Genomic DNA, 20,647 nt, shown 5'->3' with positions numbered 1-20,647 from the left:
ACTAACGATTATACAATCCCAACATCCTCCGCCCCTCTTCAACAATCTCATCCCTCATTCCTTCAGGCCTAATAACTTTCACAGAACTCCCCATACCCAAAATCCATTTCTTAACCGAACTTTTCCCACTCATTATTGCTTTGAAATTGATACTACCATCTGAATTTTGTTCTATTTTCTGCTCTTCTCCCAAAATCGATTCTGGTACAGAATTAGCAAATGGCGGATAAATAATTAATGCTACTTCAAATGTCTCGTTTACTATACCTAACTTTGGACATATCCCTTCCAAATCAAAATTTTCCGGGATAGTATATCTATCAAACAATACTTGAATATCCTTGATTCGCACTAATTTGAACTTACGAATGTCATGTTTATCATTACAGAAAGCTACACAATAAAAAAACTCGTTATAATGTACAAATCCATACGGCTCAATAGTGCGTTCTGATTTTTTACCATGGCTATCTTCATATTTAATTCTTACCTTATTCCCTCTACTAAAAGCCTCTTGCAGCTTTAAATATTTCCTATTTTCTCCCAAAAACTCATAATTTGGTCTAGATCGCTGAACAAAATGAATATAACGTGCTTTATCCGCTTCAATTTTCCTCAGGGCTTTTAATTTATCGAGAGCTACTTGTGCATCATTCGAATAGATAGGATTGCCCTTAGCAACCAATTGCTCAACAGAAAATGTTAACGCAGATAATTCCTTTGGAGATAAGTTCTTAATCGGAAATAGGGATGTATTAGAAATATAGTACCCGCCATATCTCCCACGTTCACTTTTAATATCAATATTTGCATCTGCAATGTCCTTTTTATAATCACGAACCGTTCTTGCATCTATTTTTAATTCGTATGCTAGTTCACTACTTTTCATTTTCCCCCTTGCATGTAGCAATTCAATCATACGGAGGGCCTTACTTATCTTACTCATCAATCTCTCCCTTATCTATAAAAAAGTTGGCATAAAATTCATGCCAACTTTCTTTGAATTATTCATATTGATAAACACCCTCGCATTATGTATACAATATTAAAATACAACGGCAAGCTGTCCATCTTCTTCCAAAATTATATCATCTTCCCAATCATCTTGTTGTATATATACATCGTCCTGTGCAATATATTTTTTAATAGACCTTACCATATGCATCGGCAAAGGTAATTGCGTATGCTTTTCAAATGTAACTACCATCCGTCGCAAGTAATCTACCATGCATGCTAGTTCATCCCTTTCATTTTCTTCCGCTCCTGAAACAATAATCTCAACAGCACGTTGTTGGAATATCATTTTTGTAGGTGCATCAATTTTTTTAGCGGTATTGGCAACACCTTTCATTGTGGAAGGACGTAAGCCAACGCTATAATATATACCTGTTTCATCTCGATATAAGCCCGATTTTTTATTAATATAGCTGTCTTTTTCATGGATAAAGTACTGTGGTACATCACTTGTTTGATTGATTCGAATTACACGAAGGTTCGGGAATGTAGCAAGCATATCATCGAATTGCGTTATTCCCTCCAACTTCATTTTAGGATTCGCTAATTCCGGAATCCAGCCATATCTTAAATTAGCTTCTGCAATAAAGCAAACTTGCTCGTCTGTTCTATTTAAAATATGTAATAACTCATTTACAATGAATGGTTTTAGTTTCTCTTTTTCTTTGTATTGCAAGAATTTTTTATGATTGTATACATTTAAAACACTATCATCTAGTGATCTCCACTTATCATCACCATACAATTTATATTCAAGCTTTTCCCCTTGAATTTTTGTGAGAACAGGTAAAAATTCCGTCCCTCTTCCCCTTTTAATCCTCATTAATGACAAGCTTAAAATGGTTCCCTTATAATGAAACTTATTCCAATTTCGTTTTCGAAATCCTTTATCAGCCAATAAGTCTAGTATTGCTTTAAATATTCTTTCTTCCCCCGCAGTATCATACTCTAGCGGATGAATAAACTGCGTAATTCTTCCCGTACGCGCTAACCCTTCACGTATTGCATGTTTCGGATCAATTTTCTTATTTTCATATGCATCTATTTCTATTAACGATACAGTGTTCTGTTCACACCTCTCGATATTACGTACTAAAGTTTGTATATGCCTAGCAGCTGCTTTTTCTTTATACTGATCATAGTCTAAATCCTGTACAATTCCTTCCGGTGATTTTGCTACTATTTTCAAGGTCACTTCAGGCTCTGTCTTTAATACAAAACAATTATCATCATCTATTTTTACTGCCAATTCTTTTTTTACTAAAACCTCTTTCACTTTATCTACCATATGGTGAGAACATATCTCGAGTTGTAGCTCTTCTACCCCACTAGGAGCATATAAAGGTAAAATGTGATCGTTAAATGAAGTTTTCACTTCTTTACCAGGATTAACAATTTCAAAATTCGGAAATTTATTCATAAATACATTTAATAATTCCTCTTTTTCAGGCAATCCAATCCCTCGTTGTACTTTTGTTCCCACAATTGAAAATGTACTTTCATTGTACACACATAATATTTGCTTATCTGCTCCCTCAATATATGATTTCGGATCCTTCGTCACCTCGTTTAATTCTGGAAAATCTCCTAAGATTAAATCATCTAGTAACTTAAACGAATTCTGCTCCCATTTCACCCCGGATTTCCCTTGTTCTATCTTCAATTTTGCAAAGGTTCTTTTTTCCTCATTAATGAACGGATTCGGAATAGAGACATACACCGTGACATTTTGCCTATTACGAATTAAATTTACTAATTTCGTTCCTTTTTGATAGTAACGTCTAATTCCAAATGATACTTTTAATAAAGGTTTATTTTCAACTCCGCGTGTAATGGCCTCAAATCGATATACGTAAGAAAAATAATCTTGTCTATTATTTTTTCTAATAGGCTCTGATATCGCTTCAAAGGCTTTCCCGGATTGAATTCTATAGAATGTAACATCACTCGCTATTTCTCGCGACACAGATAAATGAAGTGGTTCCTCGCATATTTTATCCGTAACTATAGCTGGAACCCATTTGAAATGTGCATTATCATCTCCTTCAAATACGTCCTTAACACTACCATTATGCCATTTCATTTCACTATCTATTAACATAGGCATTTCATTATTCTCATCAAGGACTTTAAGCCATGCCTTACATACGTATTCAAATTGCTCTTGATGTAAAGGACGTTTCGTCACAATCCAAGGTCTTTTGCCCATTAATGCTTGTGCATCGTTTTGAATAAATAAAATGTCAAAGAACATAACGAACAATCTCTCCGTCAATCCTTCTAACTTCTTTTTTAATTTCCATTGTTCTGCAGGCTTTCTGAGTAAGTTAATCCAATCCTCAGGCCAATATGTATAAAAGACGTTTTCTTTTTCTAAGACAGATACTACATCCTTAAACGCTAACAATTGAAGTTGCTTCATTATAAATCAATCCTCTACTTTCCACATATTCTCTATACTCGTAACAAAAGGTCCATATAAAGCCATAAAAGTCTCATCATCTTTGTATTTTTGCATCTTCATTCTCCAAAATTCCAGTAACGATGGTACATTAGGTTTTTTATTATGGAAGCTCCCATCACAGTAATATACACGAGCATTCTTTCCACCACGTAATAATCTACCAATCATTTGTCAAACTGGAATAAAAATAAACCAAGATAAAACTTCTCTTTCTTTCGGCTTCAGTACCGCCCAAAAATCCGATCGTTTATACATTGACTCGAAGCGCCCCATACTAAGTTTGCGTAACTGCTTTATAGCCTTACCGTAATGAAGACCTCTACTTTCAATCTGATTCATAAAAACTGGAAATGCTGCATGTAAAACTTGAATCATATAATTAAAGTCATTTGGTACCGGATAAGGCCTTACAAGAAAGAATACTGAGCCAAATAAAGCACCTGTACCTCCATCTAAAATATTAAAACCACGTCCGACAGACATTAACGGCACAATTAGTATTTTCTGTTCTTCTTTCCTAAACATTTCAATTTGACTCCTAGGAAAGGCATTTTTTAATTTATCATTTTCCCGTGTTAATACACGATATTGTTTTGATAATCTCGGAATCATTTCTAATGTATTCGCAACATTTTTAGCATCCTCATATGAATTAACTACAAGTAAAATCCGCCTGTTTTCTACTTGTAATGTTTTCAACTCAACTAACAATCTATCTTCTAAAGATGCTGTAAGTTTACTTAAATTTTCAGCCCTCTTCTGTTCACGTTTTCCTGAAATACATAGAAGTTCTCCATCTTTTTCATCAAAAGTTGGTACGTATGACTGTTTAATTTTAGAAGGAGGTAATTCCGATTGAATTAACCATTTAGGTTTCATTGCTATATCATAATGATCTGACCCTGGCGCTAAGCTTGTACCAGAAAGTAAAACAACCGCTGGACCCTTTTTCTTAAAGGCTATTTCATACATATTAGACCAGTCATATAAGAACTTTCTTCCAATCCCTGAATATTCAAGGATTTTAAAATTACCAAACTTATCATCTTCAGTTTGTTCATATCTATATCCAAACAACTTTCCAGTCATAGCATCAAGTAAAAAGGGCTTATACTGTTTTGCTTTTGTCAAAAGAGGTGATACATCATATCCAATTCCTAATCTACTTTGCACAGCAGGATAATAAGAAAGTAGAAACTTAATATTATAGTCTAGGTATGAAAAGTATAGATAAAATTCTAGTAAGTCTACCGCATCACGTGTAATTTGATTATCCATTTTAAAGAGCTTAGCTACTTCTTGTAAAATTTGATTTTTATTCGGTTCTTTCGCGAGTAACTGATCCAACTTACGCTTTATTTGAACAGTTTTCCTTGGATCTACACCAAATTTCCTTAACTGTTTTTCAATTTTTCTTTGTTCCTCTTCATCTTTTGTAACTTTTTTAGATAATTCATACGCTAGCTTATTAGGAAATAACAGTTTATTTTTCAAAGAATTCCGTATTTTTGGTGTATGACTCAATTTTGCATATAATGACCAAACAGCTTTCTCTAACTCCCTGGAATTGAGTTGCCAACGCTGAATAAGCTTATCATTAGCAAACTCAGTATATCTTCCTGTAATGTTATTACTCATTGCATAAAGTGATTTTTCAAAAAAAGAATTATTATTACCAAAAGCATCGATTTCAACCGTAAATTGCTCATCGAACTGCTTTTGAACTGCATCTGCTTCATCCACAAAAATAATATCTAATAAATCATACATTGCTTCATAAATTGTTCTTTCAAGGGGATCTATAACCACAGGAATACTAGAAGTTATTAAACTTGCAGTTGTTGCTACCCATACATCGGCATCTATTAGCTCTGTCCACTCCTTATATACACCACATGTATTAGCTAAAGGACATAAAACCGTTTTATCACCTTGCTTTATAGACTTACATGGATAATAATTATTACGTTCAAAATCATTAGCTAAAGCTTTTAATGTACATGAATCCGAGATAGAAGCTAACGAATGAAACGTCTGTGTTAAGAACTGCGACACGTCTTTAGAGGGATCTACATAACTTTCTAAAAAACGTTTTTCATGATTTGCCCGACTTCCTTTTCCAATAATAGGAACCGCCTTAATACCAAGATCACGTAATTCCTGTACACGATCTAGAACTTGAAAAACGCTATTTTCAATAAAACCAACTTTGGCCCCTTTTTCTTTCACTTGATGATAGGTTTCTAACATCATCCAAGTTGATTTTCCAGCTGCTAATCCACCTGCAATATGCTGCGTTTCATGATAATCAAACGTATTTTGCTGATATACGTGGAGACTTTGAAACTTAATCCTTTTAGCACGGTCTACATAGGATTTTTTTGATATCAGCTCCATCTCAGTAGCTGTATTTACCCAATTAGTATTTAAATCTGAGGAGCACTTAATTTTTTCACGATACTTCGGCAACATAGGATATTTCACTTTAATTTTTGGAATTGAACCTGTGTATTTGTGTAACATGGTTTCCACCGTCCGGGAATATGAAAAATCTCCCTCCACAGCGAATTCATAATCTTTCTCTTCTTGCTCTAATACATCAAGTATTAATTTTGCATATACCTTCGTTCTATAAGTTACTATCTGAGGGATTACTTGTATGATTTTTCCATTCTCTTCATGAAATAAACGGTATTTCTTTTCTATTTGAAAATAAGATGCAAGATTGTCCCTCCATATTCTTTCATTAGAAAACTCAGCTAGTAACAACCTTAGATTCATAACAATAGACTTATCTGTATACTTTTCTAATACTGGTTCATTATAACCAACTAATAATGCCCATGCTTCCTCAATAGGCACTTGATGATCTGCTGTTTTCCCACCATATATAAGGAGTTCCGTTTTAATAATTTGGAGCGCTTCTTCTTTTTCTACATTGAATTCTTCAAACTGTTTTTGAAGATCATATATTAATTTGTGCTGCATAAGGTTTCCTCCTTTAAACACTTAAACAGTTCACGCTCCGTCATAATTTGTATATAGACACTAGATTCTTTGCTTAAAGAAGAACATACTAATTCTTTATAGTTAGGATTCATTTTCAATCGATAATTTGGAATAATAACATAAGCATTTTTATGATACTTCTCCAAATAACCTGAATTCTTATTATTAAAAGCATTCGCAAGCATTCTTGGCGATCTGTAATCTTTTACATCTAAATCTATTAACGTATCATTTACATTAATCCTTATATCAAACTCGTCAACGTTCGGATATAATACTGCATCATACCCTTTTAGGCGTTTACATATTTTCTCTTCTATTATTCCAGTTAATAGTACATACCGTTGTATACCCGGCCGAACTCTATACACCGATTCATCCTCCGAAAATTTATACGATTCTAAACGCTCAAACGATTGAAAGTGGCCACATATTTGTTCCTTATTACATCTCCAATTTCCTTTTACAAATGATACCGTCCACCCACAATGAGGGCATTTTTTATAATTATCTATGTTATGCGGAACCTGTTCATAACACCTTTCAAACAGCTGATGTAACACGTTATCTTTAATTGAAAATAATATTTTACGCAGTCGCACATATGTTAAAACTGCATTATCCGGACTCGCTATAATAGAACGAATTTTTCTATATTCCTCATCTAAACTATTGTCCCTACAATAATTTAATATCTCCTTCATTACAGATTGATCAAATTCTGCTGGGAATTTATATTCTTCAAGAAAATCCTCTATATCAATAGACAGACCAAACCCTTTAACTAAAAAGGTGGAATCACCCGGGAGTAACTTTTCTATTCCAGCCATTCCCCATTTTTCAACAGGTTCGTGAAGTACCTTGATTAAATCAAAAATATTATTCGGATGCATATTAGACTGCAATGTATTTTTCATAAACAGTAAATGCCCTTTATGCAATGTCTCAGGAATTTCTCTCCATCCCTTCTCCTCCCATTGCTCCAGCCCCTTTGCAATAAAATAAATCATTTCTTTTATTTCTCTTGTTTGCAATACTATCTCCCTTCCTTTCAATACATTTTCACAAAAAAATTGAAATTGGATAAATTTCCTATGTGACAAATAAATCGTAACATTAATTGTGGCGGTATTTACGGTAATTAAAATATTTTTCTATTTAATTTACAAAAAAGGGAGTGACTGATTGTCACCCTCTTTCTAGCTTATTACTAAAGTCTATAATTCCCGCTAACCATCCCCCACCCTAATAAGCCATTACAATTACTACGATTTCATCAAACTATTTATATGTACAAAAGAATAGTCATACACCATACCGTATAATTTACTAATTCCTACTATTCCCCACTAACTCCCCATACTCCTGACTACTCTGCTCAAGAAATATCATACTCTCCCCACTATCCTTATAATAAGAATTCCAACCCCGCTCCCTCAAAATCCCCTTCCAACTATCACTCTCCACCATCCTCTTAATAACACCATCCCAATAAGCAACCTCTTCCTCCGTCATATCTTTCGGGCCCATAATTCCTTTCCAGTGCTGGAAGATGACGTTGATTCCTTGTTCTTTCCATGTTGGGATTTGTGGTAGTCGGTCTAGCCGTTTTGGTGCGGATACGGCCAGTATTTTTATTTTGCCGGCTTTGTATTGTTTTTCGGCTTCGGATAGGGTCATGGTTGCGGCGCCTATTTGTTTGTTCGTTAGAGCATTTATGATTTTTCCTTTGTTTTCGTAGACGAAGAATTGTAGTTCGGCAGGGTTTATGCCGAAGGCTTTGCTTACTTGTACGAAGGATAGGTGATCGTCGTTTCCTAGGCCGGGGGCAACACCGATTTTGAAGTTTTTCTTGTTTTGTTTTAGTTGTTCCATTAGTTCGTTTGCATTTTCTATGTTTGAGTCTTGTGATACGACAACGACTTCCCAGTCCGATGCTAATGTTGCGAGCGGGGTGAAGTCTTTATATGTTAGTTTACTGTGGCCTAGTAGGTTGTTCGTTATGAGTAAGCTTGAGTTGATCGCGAGTACGTGACCGCCTTTTTGTTTCGTATATTTCCAACCGACATCACCGCTGCCGCCTACTTTGTTTGTGACAGTGATTGGTTTTGTGAAGATTTTTTCTTCCGTTAGTGTTTTTTGCATCGCTCGTGCCGTTAAGTCCCATCCTGCTCCTTGAACGTTTGGCGCAACGATTTCTACTTTGTCTATGTTTACTTTATTTGTGTTCGTTTTTTCTACGGAACAACCAACTAGTACTCCTGTCATGATCCATATACATAGTAATAATCGTTTTTTCATAGTCCTCGTCCTATTCGGTATTTTCGTTCTGGTCGTCCGATAATGCCGTATTTGTACTCTACTGTGCATTCGTTTGTCGCTACTAAGTATTCTAAGTATCTTCTTGCGGTTGTTCTGGAGGCCCCCATTTGTTCGCCCATTTCTTCTATTGTAATGCCCTCTTCGAATCCTTTTATAATCCCTTTCACTTTTTGCAGTGTTAACGGATCAACACCTGTCGGTAAGTTTTTTATGTCTTGTGTTTGCGAAGTCCCGAAGAAGTTATCGATGAGTGCTTGATTTACTTCATTGTTACTATGTAATAGTTGCTTCTTTCTTTTATAGTCTTCAATTGTGCGAACAAATTTTTCTAACGTGACTGGTTTTATAAGGTAGTTGCTTACGCCGTTTCGAATTGCTTTTTCTAGCATATAGTTTTCATTCGCCGCCGTTACCATAATGACGTCAACACTTGGAAAGTCAGCATGGATTTTTGGTAATAAGTCGGTTCCGATCCCATCTGGTAAGTAATTATCTAATAGAAGCAAATCGATTTCTTCTCTTTGTAGTAATTCCATCGTTTCTTTCGCATTCAATGCTTTTCCAATCACTTTTACGTTCTTTATTTTCGATAAAAACTCCTCTTGAATTTGCGCGACGCGGAAATCATCTTCTGCAATTGCAACCTTCAACATATGTCCATCCCCCTGTTTGTCATGTACTTTCTTTCAATGTTTTTGGAAGGTAGATTGTAAAAATAGCTCCCCCATTTTTCTCGTTTTGAATTTCAATTGTTCCCTCTAGTAGATCTACCATTTCTTTCACATTCGCTAGCCCGTAACCCCGATTATTTCCTTTCGTTGAAAATCCTTTTTGAAAAATGGTCGTTATTTTTTCTGCCGGTATCCCTATCCCGCTATCTATCACTTCAAATACAATATCGTGTCCAATATCCGTAACAAAGAAGGAAACACTCTTTTCCTCTCGTTCACTCACCGCATCAAATGCATTGTCGATTATGTTTCCAAGAATCGTAATAAGGTGCGAAACTTTTATATGGTCTGGTAACGGATGCAGCGCACTATCTCCTTCAATATGAAAATCGATTTTCTTCTCAGATGCTGTTCCGATTTTTCCTAATAAAATTGCTTGTACTTTTGCATCATGAATTTGATGGAATAAAATATGGTTTTGACTTTGATGAATATTAGATTCTTGCTGAATGAATTCAATAGCTTCTTTATAATGCCCTAACTGCAATAAGCCGGATAAGACGAAGAGCTTATTTGTAAATTCATGTGTTTGAGCACGTAAGTCCTCAGAATACTTTCTTACCTCAGATATCGTATTCACTAAGTTTTGCAGTTCTGTTTTATCTCTAAAACTACATACAACGCCTACCGTACTATTATTTTCGAGTATCGGTGTCATGTTTAAAATAAACACTTTATCTTGAAACGCGATTTCTTGATCGTTTTCTAGCACTCTTTCCATATTAAAATTCGGTAAAACTTTTGAAATGTGCTGCTGCATATAATCATCATTTACATGAAGCATTTCTTCTGCTGAGGTGTTCATCATCGTAATAAAACCATTTTGATCAATGGCGATGATCCCTTCTTTTATAGATAGTAGTATCGCGCTTCGTTCCCGGTATAGCGCTGCGATTTCATTCGGCTCTAAACCGAGTGTATCTTTCCTAATGCTACGCGCTAAAAGAATGCCACCAACAATGCCGGCTAATAATACTGCTAATGAAAAGAGGATAATTTCTTTCGTTCTACTCAATATGTTAGATTCAATTCCTTTTATTGAAAACTCTACTGTCACAACGCCTACTACTTGATCGTAATCTCCGTTATGAACAATAATAGGTGCCTTTGCCATTAAGGCTGGACCACTTACACCATTTCCTTCGAGCGTATAATAGCCACCAAAAGTGAGTGCTTCATAGTTATACGGGTTGTTACTCTTTGTTCCAATCAACTCAGAATTAGAATGGGAATACATAACCCCATAGCGATCTTCCACAATTACATAATCTGCACCAGCTTGCTCACGAACTTGTTCCGCAATGGATTGGATAGTACTTTTATGCTCGTTATATTGAAAAGCATCTTTTATAGCTGGCATAAAAGAAAGAGATTTAGCCGTTTGCAGTGCTAGTTGCTCCACTTGGCGCTTCGTATCAACGGACTGAATGTAAACAAATATTCCCGTTAATAGGAGAACGACAAATAAAATTAACGCGATAATTAAGCTTACTATTTTCGTTTGTAATGATACTTTGCGTGATTTTTTCATGCTTCATATCCTTTGATAAAATATTCAAAACTATCAATCTCCTTTTCTATTATTATGACAAAACTAAAAATGAAGCAACTATTAAAAATATCCATGTACATAAAGTACAAAAAGAATAAAATTGTCATAATATTGAGATTTCATTTAAAGAACAGTACAATTCAACTACAATGAACACGCTTTCATAATTATTATTTTATTTATAAGCAAGAGGAGGAATTAGTATGGCTCAAGTAAAATCAAACCGAGTCGCCGGCAATATTTTCAAAGGTTCTGTCGGCAATTTAATTGAATGGTATGACTGGTACGTTTACTCTGCTTTCGCTGTTTATTTCTCAGCAGAGTTCTTTCCTAAAGGAGATCCAACGAGTCAGTTACTGAACACAGCGGCTATTTTCGCAGTTGGATTTTTAATGCGCCCTATCGGAAGTTTATTAATGGGACGTTATGCGGATCGGCACGGACGCCGGGCAGCATTAACGCTTTCGATTACGGTTATGGCGGGTGGTTCTTTAATTATTGCCTGTACACCGAGTTACGAAAGTATCGGTATTATGGCGCCAATTATTTTAGTTCTTGCCCGTTTACTACAAGGATTATCACTTGGTGGAGAGTACGGAACTTCCGCAACGTATTTATCTGAAATGGCTAGTAGTGGACGCCGTGGTTTTTATTCAAGTTTCCAATATGTAACGCTCGTTGCTGGACAGATGGTTGCGTTAGGCGTTCAAATTGTTCTTCAGCAATTACTAAGCGAACCAGATATGAAAGCTTGGGGATGGCGTATTCCATTCATTATTGGAGCGATGGGCGCAGTAGCTGTATTATGGCTTCGCCGCACGATGGATGAGTCGGAGCAGTTCTCAAACGTAAAATCACAAAAACGTGAAAGCGCAGGAACCATTCGCGCTCTTATGAAACATCCGAAAGCAGTATTAACAGTAGTCGGCCTAACATTAGGAGGCACTGTTGCATTTTATACGTACACAACATATTTACAAAAGTTCATGGTAAACACAGTCGGCCTTCCGAAAGAAGTTGTAAGCTGGATTAACTTTGTCGCACTACTTATATTCGTCGTACTTCAGCCAATTGCAGGGCTATTATCCGATAAAATTGGACGCCGCCCACTATTAATGGCATTCGGTATTCTCGGAACATTACTAACAGCACCGATCTTCTTCTTCATGGAAAAAACGACAGAACCAATCGTAGCATTTTTACTCATGATGGTCGGTCTCATTATCGTTACTGGTTACACATCAATTAATGCAATTGTAAAAGCAGAACTCTTCCCAACTGAAATTCGCGCACTCGGCGTAGGTTTACCATATGCACTAACAGTCGCGATATTCGGCGGAACAGCTGAGTTCATCGCATTATGGCTAAAAAGTATCGGAATGGAATCACTCTTCTACTTCTACGTAGCTGGATGTATCGCGATCAGCTTTATTACGTATTGGCGTATGGATGAGTCATCGAAGACTTCGCAGATTGAGGCAGAGCTTGGTGGTGGGGATACACTAGTTAATAATAAGTCTAGTTAAAATTATGTATTCTATGTTTTTCGTTAATCTGAACTCGATGAATCTCTTTCTTGGCAAGGTAAAGATGTTGTTGGTGCTTTAGAGGTAAGATTAGGATTTACCATTGATGTAAAGGTAACTGTGAATGGAGCGCCACAATACAAAGTACATAACAGCAAGGATAAAAGATACTATGTATCAGCAATTGAAGCCTATTTGTATGTAAAGTAAGAGGTACAAAAGGGCATCCACTTAAATGATACTTTTTAATTTAAATCAACAAAAGAGACCGCAAATGTTAGGTCTCTTTTGTTGATCATTCTCCATATGTAACTTTCTCTTCACTTACTCCAAGCTAGATAACATGGTTCATTGAAATATTCAACCTTAAAGAAGGCTTGTTCTTCAAAAAATTCATTTCTTGCCCTCAGAATCTAGCAAAGTAGCTATTCAATAAATTTTTTCTCTGAATCCAAAAATTTATAAAACCTATTTAACAAATCTTCCTTCGTAGTTGGGGTATCTTGGGGCATATAAGTAATAAAACTTGTCATATCTTCAGGATAATCATGTCTATCATAAAACTCTGCAATTCTATTTAATAGTTCATCCTCATCAGTAATCTTTTCTTTTAACTTAGATAAGTAAACGAATCTGAGTTTACTTATCTCATTCTGTAATTCTTCACTATTTTCTTCTAGATTAGGAAAGTGGAAATCTTTAATTTCAAACAAAATTTTATCTAAATCACTAGAATCTATTCCCCAAGCTAGTTCATTAACAAAAGCTTCATCATCACCGGCTTCCATTAGTTCCACCGCATAATCAGAAATGACATTCGGTTCGAAATATTTTTTATTTACACCGGTATAAATAGTTTTCCAATCATACTTAAGACCTTTGTTCTTAAAATCTATTAAATCCATATAATTCTCCTTTTACTTTTTTGGAACTTGATTTGGTTTCCCTGTAACAGTACCATTTTCAATAAATCTTCTATGACTTACATTTCCATTTGGTTCAACAATCCACTCAAAGACGCCTTTTTTACCACCATTGCTTCCTTCGATTTGGAAGAATCTTCTACTAATGCGATCTCCTCCCACTAATGGAAATTCATCAGCAAATCTTGAGTAATTATCAACAATATCAGAAAAGCCATGTTCCTTAGGGACATGAGGAAACTCTTTTACTATGATAGGCTTTCCTTTTTCATCTCTTCCCCAAATAGGTTTTACTTTATCAACCTTTTCTCCACTTCCAACTCGCTTTCCATCAATAACAGGTCCCTCTAATTCCTCAATTACTTTTGGATTATCTCCGCTGGTTTTATTACTGGTATTATCCATCCCTTTAGTAGCATTTTCCTCTTTATTAAGTTTACCATTCTCTTTAACTTTATTAATACGCTCACCAGAAGATGGAGAAGACTCGAATTTTTGAAGAGTATCCTTAGCATTTTGAATCGATTTATCCCAAACCAATCCACCATGTACAACAACACCAACACCAGCCACTGTAGCAACTGCATCTAATGGAAGAACAATTGGTGATGCTAACCCACCACTTCCTACTTCTGCGACGAATGTTAAGAAATTAGCCCCACCTATGACTGAAATACCTTCAAAAATTTCTACAATAGATCCTGCCGTTGATATAACATGTCCAGTAAATCTTCCAGCTTGATAAGTTGCTTTGCTTTCTAATTTATCATTATCAAGTGGTGTTAGTCCAATATAGTCTTCAGCTACTGCACTGCCAGCGCCTTGTATAAACTCCAAAGCACCTTCATAAATATCTTCGACACCATGTTTAAACGTATCTAGTAAAGATTCATCTTTTTTCTCACTATTTAACGGACCACACATTGTTCCTTCTTCAATTGAACTACCATTTAAATGATTATCGGCCTGACGCTTCCTATCTTCATTAATCGCCTGAATAGAAGTTGTCCATTCCATATTCAACCCTTGCGTACTAAATGTACCACTTGCAGGACTAAAGCCTTTCCCACTTTGAACTTCCGCAAGACCTGCAGCAATACTAGCTGCTAATTGAAGGGCTGTACTATAATTATTACTAGAGGTCTGATTGAATTGATACAAATGATCTAGCTTTTCTTGCAGTTTTTTCCTCATCAGAGTAAAAAGATTCGCCATAGCGTCCATACCTGGGATTGGCATAGCTTGACTGATGGCTTCCATACTTGCTTTCATTCGGTCAATTTCTCGAATTTGTTCTAATATTTCTTGTTCAATTACATCTGTGGAAGCGACTTGTGATTGAAATTGACTTGGAAAAGCATCGTTCTGGCGAATTAACTCTTCACACAGATAAATGATTCCTTGCGCTAAAGGACGAAAGGTTTGTACAAAAAATGATTTTGCACTGCTATAAGTTTGTCCTTGTAGAACAGTATCAATTGCAAAGGCATCAATTGACTGAATGACTTGTTCCATACCTTGAATAGTAGCGTTACATACAGCATTCATACTTTGAGTTTGGCTTTGTACTTCTCCTAAATACATATTTAAACTCATGCATTGACCTCCCTCGCTAATTGTTGTTGTTGATAGGAAAGGTCGTTTTCTAAATCACTAAGGTTTCGTCTTTCTTTAAGCAACGTTTCTTTTTTGTTTTCCAATTCAAATGTGACTTTTCTTTCAATATGTTGTGCCTCTTGATATGTATTCATAAAAAACTGAGACATTTCTCTATCACCATGCCAAGTTCCTAAAATTCGATCAAACAAACGATGGTTTCGACCTCTCCATTCATAAAAATCTGCTTCCGCTTGCTCCTGAATGTGAATCGCGGATTGATTTCGGTCTTGTTCTTCAAATACACTTCTTAACTTTTGATTTACTTGATTGATTTGTTTTTCAATATCTTGACTCATTATATTCCTCCTACTATTTTACCTTTACGTAGGTTTTCACATTAGCGAAAAGTGTTGTGAAGTTCGTTATCCATTCTCTCAAACTCTTGGGCTACTGAATGAATATTATCGACCGCTTGTTGAAAGGCAGTGGAAAATTGTTTCGTAAAATCTAACATTTGTTGATTCGCTTCTTGTGCTTTGGAATTAACAGATAGTGTTGTACGCGTCGCCTTTGTTATAGAACGATTTGTTGCACTTTGGATTATATTCGAAGCTGTTCTCATCTGCGTAGCAATTTGTTGTGCCGTTTGAAAATTACTTTGAAATTGTCCCATCACTCAAATCCTTTCTCTAATTTTCAGAACATGCCAAAGAAATCCCAATAAATATATGAAAATTCCCTATCAATATCACTCTTTTTAAACGTGTGTCCAGCTAAGTTGGGCATGCAATCAAATGAGCCATACAATATAAGCTGTATGGCTCATTTAAAATGCTTGTTATATAGAGTATGACAATTTTTATTTCAAACCGAAATTACGTGATAATTCTTCATCATGAGAAGCAACAGCCTCTGCAGTTTTATTAAGCTGCATATTAATTTCTTGTAATAGCTGTGCAAAGTTTTGTACCTTTGGCTTTAATTGATTGAACTGTTGGTCAAAGCCTTCAAAAGCACGTCCTTCCCATTCTCCTCTTAATTCATTTTGTAAGTTTTGTAGTTGACTTAAAATATCCTCAATTTGATTTGCACCTTGTCCATATCGAGCCGCTTTCGATTTAAGCTCCTCTGGTGACATACGAATTTGTCCAGCCATTTTCATTTCCCCCTTAATACATAATGAGCAAAATATATATTGGTTAATTTTACTAAATATATTATAATGTATTATTCTGAACTTTTGAATGTTTTATCTTTCTATTGAATATTAGAATATTAACATTCTACTTTTTCTTGCTTTACAAGATTTTATGCAAAAAAGACCACCAAAGGGCAGTCCCTCAAAACTCAATTCTATCCCGCGCTCCACTGCTTTTTCATACAAATAATTCGCAACAATAATATCTACTACAGCCAAACCAACTGATTTAAAAATAGTAATCTCTTCATCATTTTCGTGACCAGCTTTTCCCCCTTATAATTTAACCAATTTCGGCGTGGAGATTGCTAGTTTTATCAAAATTTGAAAATCACCTGTTTCTAGATCCTATTCAATTAAGCAATCCTATAAATGCCTCTTCTTCCTCATTTATAAAACCTACAAATATAATTCCTTCAATATCCTCATGATTAAATACAAATGTATAATCAGGATTCATGTATCCTTCTGGATAAAAACAGCCAATATAGTCATACATCACAAGTTTTTTAACCATAAGTTTTTGTTTTCTTCCATCGTTATTTATGTGAATTTAGCTCGTTTTTTTGTTTTGGGTGAAAAAAATTTTTAACTTGATAGCAATGTGGTGCTGCCCCTATTAGGCAAATTCGACAAAGAAAAAACACCCAAAGGTGCCTTCCTCCCACTTGAACCATCTTAATTTTATTGTGTTGTTATTATATAAGAAAAGAAGACATCGCTTAAGATGTCTTCTTTTACTTGTACACTTGGTGTTAAGAAGGTATTTATTGCTTAAAAACCATAAAAAAATATAACAATCATCGAGTAAAACTATTATAGCATCAATAAATAGAGTTTTTATATGCATTTTTACATATATATAGATTTATTTATGTTTTATCTATATAGTTAAATTGTCTGTTTCTTGTTTTAATTCGTTTGTTTATTTTGAGTGCTCCAGCAATGGAGCCTTTTTTATGCAATAAAACATTTTCTTAGCATTACTTAGTTGATCTATATTAACTTTACCCTCTTAAATTATATCTATATTTTACCAAATAATCATATGAATAACTAATTTTTTCTAATAATCTAGTGCATTGATAATTTTAAGGTTAGTTGTTAATACCCATAGAAAAATTCATTATGCAATGAAAATTGAGAAATCAAGAATTATAAAAAACTTATAGTATCTTTTGGAAAAGTATATTTAAAATTTGTATATTAATATGTTATAATTTAATTTCTAAAACTACCAAAAAAGGACTGCCAGTAATGGTGGTCCTTTTTTATATTGGTGAGATTGTACTAGTATGATAGAATAGGATTAACTGTATATTGTGAGGGTGATTGGTTATCCCTTCTTTCCATTTGGAAGGAAAGGGGGTGATATACCTATGGAGTTTTTGTTTGAGCTTCTAAAAGAATTTGTGAAAGCCATTGTACGTGAAGTGTCTGCGTATGTTTTTAGGAAACAAATTTTAGAAAAAGATAACAAAAAACCCACTCCTCGTCGCCGTCGGAAGCAAAAGGGTGGGTTTCGTAAAAAATAAATGATATAACCACCACCCTGACGGTAGCAGTTATTAGAAGAGATGTTAGCGCATCTCTTCTTTTATTATATACACAAGCTATTACTGTAATACTACTACAGTAATTATATCAAACGTACATAAAAAATCAATGAGCACGTAATAGATATAATGTACAGAAGAAAAGAAACCCAAGTGAGTCTTTTTTCAATTTATTACATCCCTAATTGATTGTAAATTGATTTGAATACGTGAATTCACCACGATATTTAATTGCAGCTACATAAGTACCACTTGTATAGCTATCTGTGATAGGGGTTTGCCAAATTTCTGTTCCAGGAATAAATTCTGGTTCTATTGTTTGGAATCGTTCTAGGGTACCATTTGTGTGGATTTTAAAAATTTTCATTTGCGCACCAAAATGTTCTCTACCAAAGTGCTGTGTTAAGTAAAATGTATCACCAGTTATTAAATTCCCAATCTTCCAATCTGGTTGATATGTACTTTCCTCTGAATTTTGTAAATCCACAATGGTTTTAAATCCCCAATCATCATTAAGTGGATCTGAGTAAGCTGCAGCTGCTTGTGAGGTAGGCTTACTCATTTCTATTGCAGTAAAACCGCTAAAAGTTAACGCCCCAATTAATGCTAATTTTCCTAACTTCATTATTGTTTCCCCCCTATTAATTTTTGTAATTTTTAAAACCAGAAATCATACACACATAATAATATAATTCACTGTATAATATTTCAAATAATTTCTAAAAAAAGTTATAAATACAAAAGAAAGACACCAAAAGGGGCCTTTCTCCGACTTGAACCACTTTAATTTTAATAATATGTATTGGACTCCCATCCGAATATTGTTTTAACGTATTTATCCATATTTTGTTTGCGAAAAAATGAAAAGCATAATATCTTATTACTGCTTGTTCATAGCTTTTATCTGTTATAAACATATTCAGTAGTCATGAAGTCATTAGGGAAGTCGTTGATCACTTTCTTCATAACGTTTAGTTCTTCCTGAGATTTGAGTTCAATACCATTTATATAATCAAATACCTTAGATTGTTCATCTGCTACGTAATTCTGTGTCATGTAATCATCTTGGAAGTCTTTCTTTGCTTTTTCTTTAACGGCATTCATAGCATTTATAAAAAAATTGTACTGTGTAGAATTATTTCACTGTACCAAATATTCGAATTTACTAAACAGTTAGAATGAATACGATTAGTTATATAATTGAAAATAAAATTGTTAAACAAATGTTGAGAAATAACAAATTTCAATTTCCATTATATTCTATATTTGCTATTATTTAATGTAAGACTATTCAGAAAAGGAAGGGATTATATGCGTGTTCCAGTGAAGGGGAATGAACAGATTTCAAAATTATTTAATGACTGGTATCAAGCTATACTACAACATCAAAATGTACAAGCAACAAACTTAAAACAAGAAGTTGAAGATAAGCTTTCCAGTATAAAAGAAGATAAAAATTTATTATTATACTATTCATTATTAGACTTTAGATATAAAGTACTAACCGATGGACTTAACATTACAAAAGATAGCTTTAATGAAATTAACTCCTTTGATATACCTGATAGTAGTTTTTCATCCTATTATTATCACTTCTTCAAAGCTATTCACAGCACAATTCTTGCAGACTATAATGAAGCAAAAGAATATTTTGAGAAGGCGAAAAAACTTTTAATGTACGCAATGAATGAAGTAGAAGAAGCTGAATTTAATTACCGTTTAGCTTCATTTTATTATCAAATCTATAAACCGCTTTTAGCTATTGATTACATACGAATAGCTAAAGATATTTTCTCTAAACAAACAGGCTATAAAATTAATGTAGCATTATGTGACAATGTTTTTGGATTAGCTTGTATAGATTTAAGGCAATTTGAACAAGCCGAAGAAAGTTTTAACACTGCCATAGATATTCTAAAAAGTAAAAATGAAAGAACATTGTTACTACGTGTTAGAAATAACATTGGACTATTATATGCAAATCAAAATCTATCCTCTTTAGCAATTCGTCACTTATCAGAGGTTACAGAAAATATACCAAATCACTTTAAAGCCCTATATTTACAAGCAGATGAAAATTTAAAATTAGGCGAAACGACAGTAGCATCTCAACTCATCGAAAAGGGCTTAAACATTTGCAATGAATTAGCAAATAAAGAATATCAATATCGCTTTAAAATCTTAGAAAAATTGAACAACACGTCTAACACTACAGAATTAGAAGCTGTTGTATTAGCAGGAGTTTCATACTTTAAAAAAGAAGAGTTATGGGATTGCATTGAAGAATATGCAGAACGATTAGCGAATAAATTTTATGCAGAGGAACATCATGTGAAGGCTAGTAAATATTTTTATATGAGTAATGAAGCAAAGAAAAAACTATTAGCTAAAGGGGCGTTAAAGTAATGAAAAAGTTTGGATTAACAATAGCAGGTTTAACGTTAGCTGGAATTATGACTTTTGGTATAAGTAACAACTTAGAATTTTCGGCATTAAACAAAGGTGACACACCTGCACCACAAAGACCTGATTTAGCATTTAGTGATGGGCATATCGGTACTTCTCCAGAATATACACATGGAGAAGGGTGGTCTTCATCTTACACACACGGGGAGCCTTGGGGTATAGCTGATGGTAATACTGGTGCACCTACTTACGATCATGGAAGACCGCCTGCACCACAAGCTTAATTGTTCCGCAAAGAAAGTCATACTACTTGTATGGCTTTTTCTTTATTTTAGTTACTTAAGCCC

17 protein-coding genes and 4 pseudogenes are annotated in these 20,647 nt (G+C 34.5%); 5 read left to right on the top strand and 16 right to left on the bottom strand.

Features of this window, described 5'->3' with window-relative positions; genetic code table 11:
- Position 1: 1 nt before the first annotated feature.
- The 7 genes from MR112_RS20615 to MR112_RS20585 all read right to left on the bottom strand — a co-directional run bounded on the left by MR112_RS20615 (position 2) and on the right by MR112_RS20585 (position 11,071).
- Positions 2 to 946, bottom strand: a complete 945-nt coding sequence (locus MR112_RS20615) for a helix-turn-helix transcriptional regulator (protein WP_242245250.1) — start codon at positions 944 to 946, stop codon at positions 2 to 4.
- 99 nt (positions 947 to 1,045) lie between these two features.
- Positions 1,046 to 3,436, bottom strand: coding sequence for a pPIWI_RE module domain-containing protein (locus MR112_RS20610; protein WP_242245249.1), 2,391 nt, complete (start codon positions 3,434 to 3,436; stop codon positions 1,046 to 1,048).
- A gap of 213 nt (positions 3,437 to 3,649) precedes the next feature.
- Positions 3,650 to 6,466, bottom strand: coding sequence for a pPIWI_RE_Z domain-containing protein (locus MR112_RS20605; RefSeq protein WP_242245248.1), 2,817 nt, complete (start codon positions 6,464 to 6,466; stop codon positions 3,650 to 3,652).
- Positions 6,451 to 7,521 carry a restriction endonuclease-related protein gene (locus MR112_RS20600; protein WP_200458652.1) on the bottom strand — a complete coding sequence of 357 codons (1,071 nt, stop codon included), beginning with the start codon at positions 7,519 to 7,521 and terminating at the stop codon, positions 6,451 to 6,453. The genes MR112_RS20605 and MR112_RS20600 overlap by 16 nt, the downstream gene beginning before the upstream one ends.
- A gap of 295 nt (positions 7,522 to 7,816) precedes the next feature.
- Complete coding sequence (locus MR112_RS20595; RefSeq protein WP_242245247.1) at positions 7,817 to 8,788, bottom strand: tripartite tricarboxylate transporter substrate binding protein; 972 nt, start codon at positions 8,786 to 8,788, stop codon at positions 7,817 to 7,819.
- Positions 8,785 to 9,462 carry a response regulator gene (locus MR112_RS20590; protein ID WP_242245246.1) on the bottom strand — a complete coding sequence of 226 codons (678 nt, stop codon included), beginning with the start codon at positions 9,460 to 9,462 and terminating at the stop codon, positions 8,785 to 8,787. Before MR112_RS20590 ends, MR112_RS20595 begins: the two co-directional genes overlap by 4 nt.
- A gap of 19 nt (positions 9,463 to 9,481) precedes the next feature.
- Positions 9,482 to 11,071 carry an ATP-binding protein gene (locus MR112_RS20585; RefSeq protein WP_242245245.1) on the bottom strand — a complete coding sequence of 530 codons (1,590 nt, stop codon included), beginning with the start codon at positions 11,069 to 11,071 and terminating at the stop codon, positions 9,482 to 9,484.
- Positions 11,072 to 11,295: 224 nt separating this feature from the next.
- Between MR112_RS20585 and MR112_RS20580 the strand changes: the two genes are divergently transcribed.
- Positions 11,296 to 12,618 carry an MFS transporter gene (locus MR112_RS20580; protein ID WP_086404855.1) on the top strand — a complete coding sequence of 441 codons (1,323 nt, stop codon included), beginning with the start codon at positions 11,296 to 11,298 and terminating at the stop codon, positions 12,616 to 12,618.
- A 39-nt stretch (positions 12,619 to 12,657) separates the two neighbouring features.
- Positions 12,658 to 12,828, top strand: a pseudogene (locus MR112_RS28935) (N-acetylmuramoyl-L-alanine amidase); the annotation flags it as partial.
- A 215-nt stretch (positions 12,829 to 13,043) separates the two neighbouring features.
- Here the strand turns inward: MR112_RS28935 and MR112_RS20575 are convergent.
- The 7 genes and pseudogenes from MR112_RS20575 to MR112_RS20545 all read right to left on the bottom strand — a co-directional run.
- Positions 13,044 to 13,523 (bottom strand): DUF2247 family protein, encoded by a 480-nt coding sequence (locus MR112_RS20575; protein ID WP_000364132.1) that lies wholly within the window; start codon positions 13,521 to 13,523, stop codon positions 13,044 to 13,046.
- 12 nt (positions 13,524 to 13,535) lie between these two features.
- The gene (locus MR112_RS20570) at positions 13,536 to 15,137 is read right to left on the bottom strand and encodes a T7SS effector LXG polymorphic toxin (protein ID WP_242245244.1); all 1,602 of its coding nucleotides are present in this window, start codon (positions 15,135 to 15,137) and stop codon (positions 13,536 to 13,538) included.
- Positions 15,134 to 15,496 (bottom strand): DUF3958 family protein, encoded by a 363-nt coding sequence (locus MR112_RS20565; RefSeq protein WP_046945326.1) that lies wholly within the window; start codon positions 15,494 to 15,496, stop codon positions 15,134 to 15,136. Before MR112_RS20565 ends, MR112_RS20570 begins: the two co-directional genes overlap by 4 nt.
- 41 nt (positions 15,497 to 15,537) lie before the next feature.
- On the bottom strand, positions 15,538 to 15,813 hold the full coding sequence (locus MR112_RS20560; protein ID WP_000529655.1) for a TIGR04197 family type VII secretion effector: 276 nt from the start codon (positions 15,811 to 15,813) through the stop codon (positions 15,538 to 15,540).
- Positions 15,814 to 15,999: 186 nt separating this feature from the next.
- Positions 16,000 to 16,296, bottom strand: a complete 297-nt coding sequence (locus MR112_RS20555) for a WXG100 family type VII secretion target (RefSeq protein ID WP_000918591.1) — start codon at positions 16,294 to 16,296, stop codon at positions 16,000 to 16,002.
- Between the two features lie 198 nt (positions 16,297 to 16,494).
- Positions 16,495 to 16,614: pseudogene (locus tag MR112_RS20550) on the bottom strand (ornithine cyclodeaminase family protein); the annotation flags it as partial.
- A gap of 76 nt (positions 16,615 to 16,690) precedes the next feature.
- Positions 16,691 to 16,873: pseudogene (locus tag MR112_RS20545) on the bottom strand (DUF4176 domain-containing protein); the annotation flags it as partial.
- 844 nt (positions 16,874 to 17,717) lie between these two features.
- On the opposite strand from MR112_RS20545, the gene MR112_RS20540 reads away from it, so the two are divergent.
- Complete coding sequence (locus tag MR112_RS20540; RefSeq protein WP_165362282.1) at positions 17,718 to 17,873, top strand: hypothetical protein; 156 nt, start codon at positions 17,718 to 17,720, stop codon at positions 17,871 to 17,873.
- A 202-nt stretch (positions 17,874 to 18,075) separates the two neighbouring features.
- Here the strand turns inward: MR112_RS20540 and MR112_RS20535 are convergent, their stop codons facing one another.
- Complete coding sequence (locus MR112_RS20535) at positions 18,076 to 18,519, bottom strand: DUF5065 family protein (RefSeq protein ID WP_000765890.1); 444 nt, start codon at positions 18,517 to 18,519, stop codon at positions 18,076 to 18,078.
- Positions 18,520 to 18,774: 255 nt separating this feature from the next.
- Positions 18,775 to 19,001 (bottom strand): annotated as a pseudogene (locus MR112_RS20530) (hypothetical protein); the annotation flags it as partial.
- Positions 19,002 to 19,205: 204 nt separating this feature from the next.
- Between MR112_RS20530 and MR112_RS20525 the strand changes: the two are divergent.
- Positions 19,206 to 20,300, top strand: a complete 1,095-nt coding sequence (locus tag MR112_RS20525) for a response regulator aspartate phosphatase (RefSeq protein WP_071740887.1) — start codon at positions 19,206 to 19,208, stop codon at positions 20,298 to 20,300.
- Complete coding sequence (locus MR112_RS20520) at positions 20,300 to 20,584, top strand: hypothetical protein (RefSeq protein ID WP_071740888.1); 285 nt, start codon at positions 20,300 to 20,302, stop codon at positions 20,582 to 20,584. Before MR112_RS20525 ends, MR112_RS20520 begins: the two co-directional genes overlap by 1 nt.
- Positions 20,585 to 20,647: the final 63 nt, after the last annotated feature.

It is taken from the genome of Bacillus cereus group sp. BfR-BA-01330, from assembly GCF_022663885.1.
GTDB classification, from domain to species: domain Bacteria; phylum Bacillota; class Bacilli; order Bacillales; family Bacillaceae_G; genus Bacillus_A; species Bacillus_A cereus.
The sequence above is the reverse complement of the archived record's forward strand: the minus strand, read 5'-3'. Positions and strand labels throughout refer to the sequence as shown.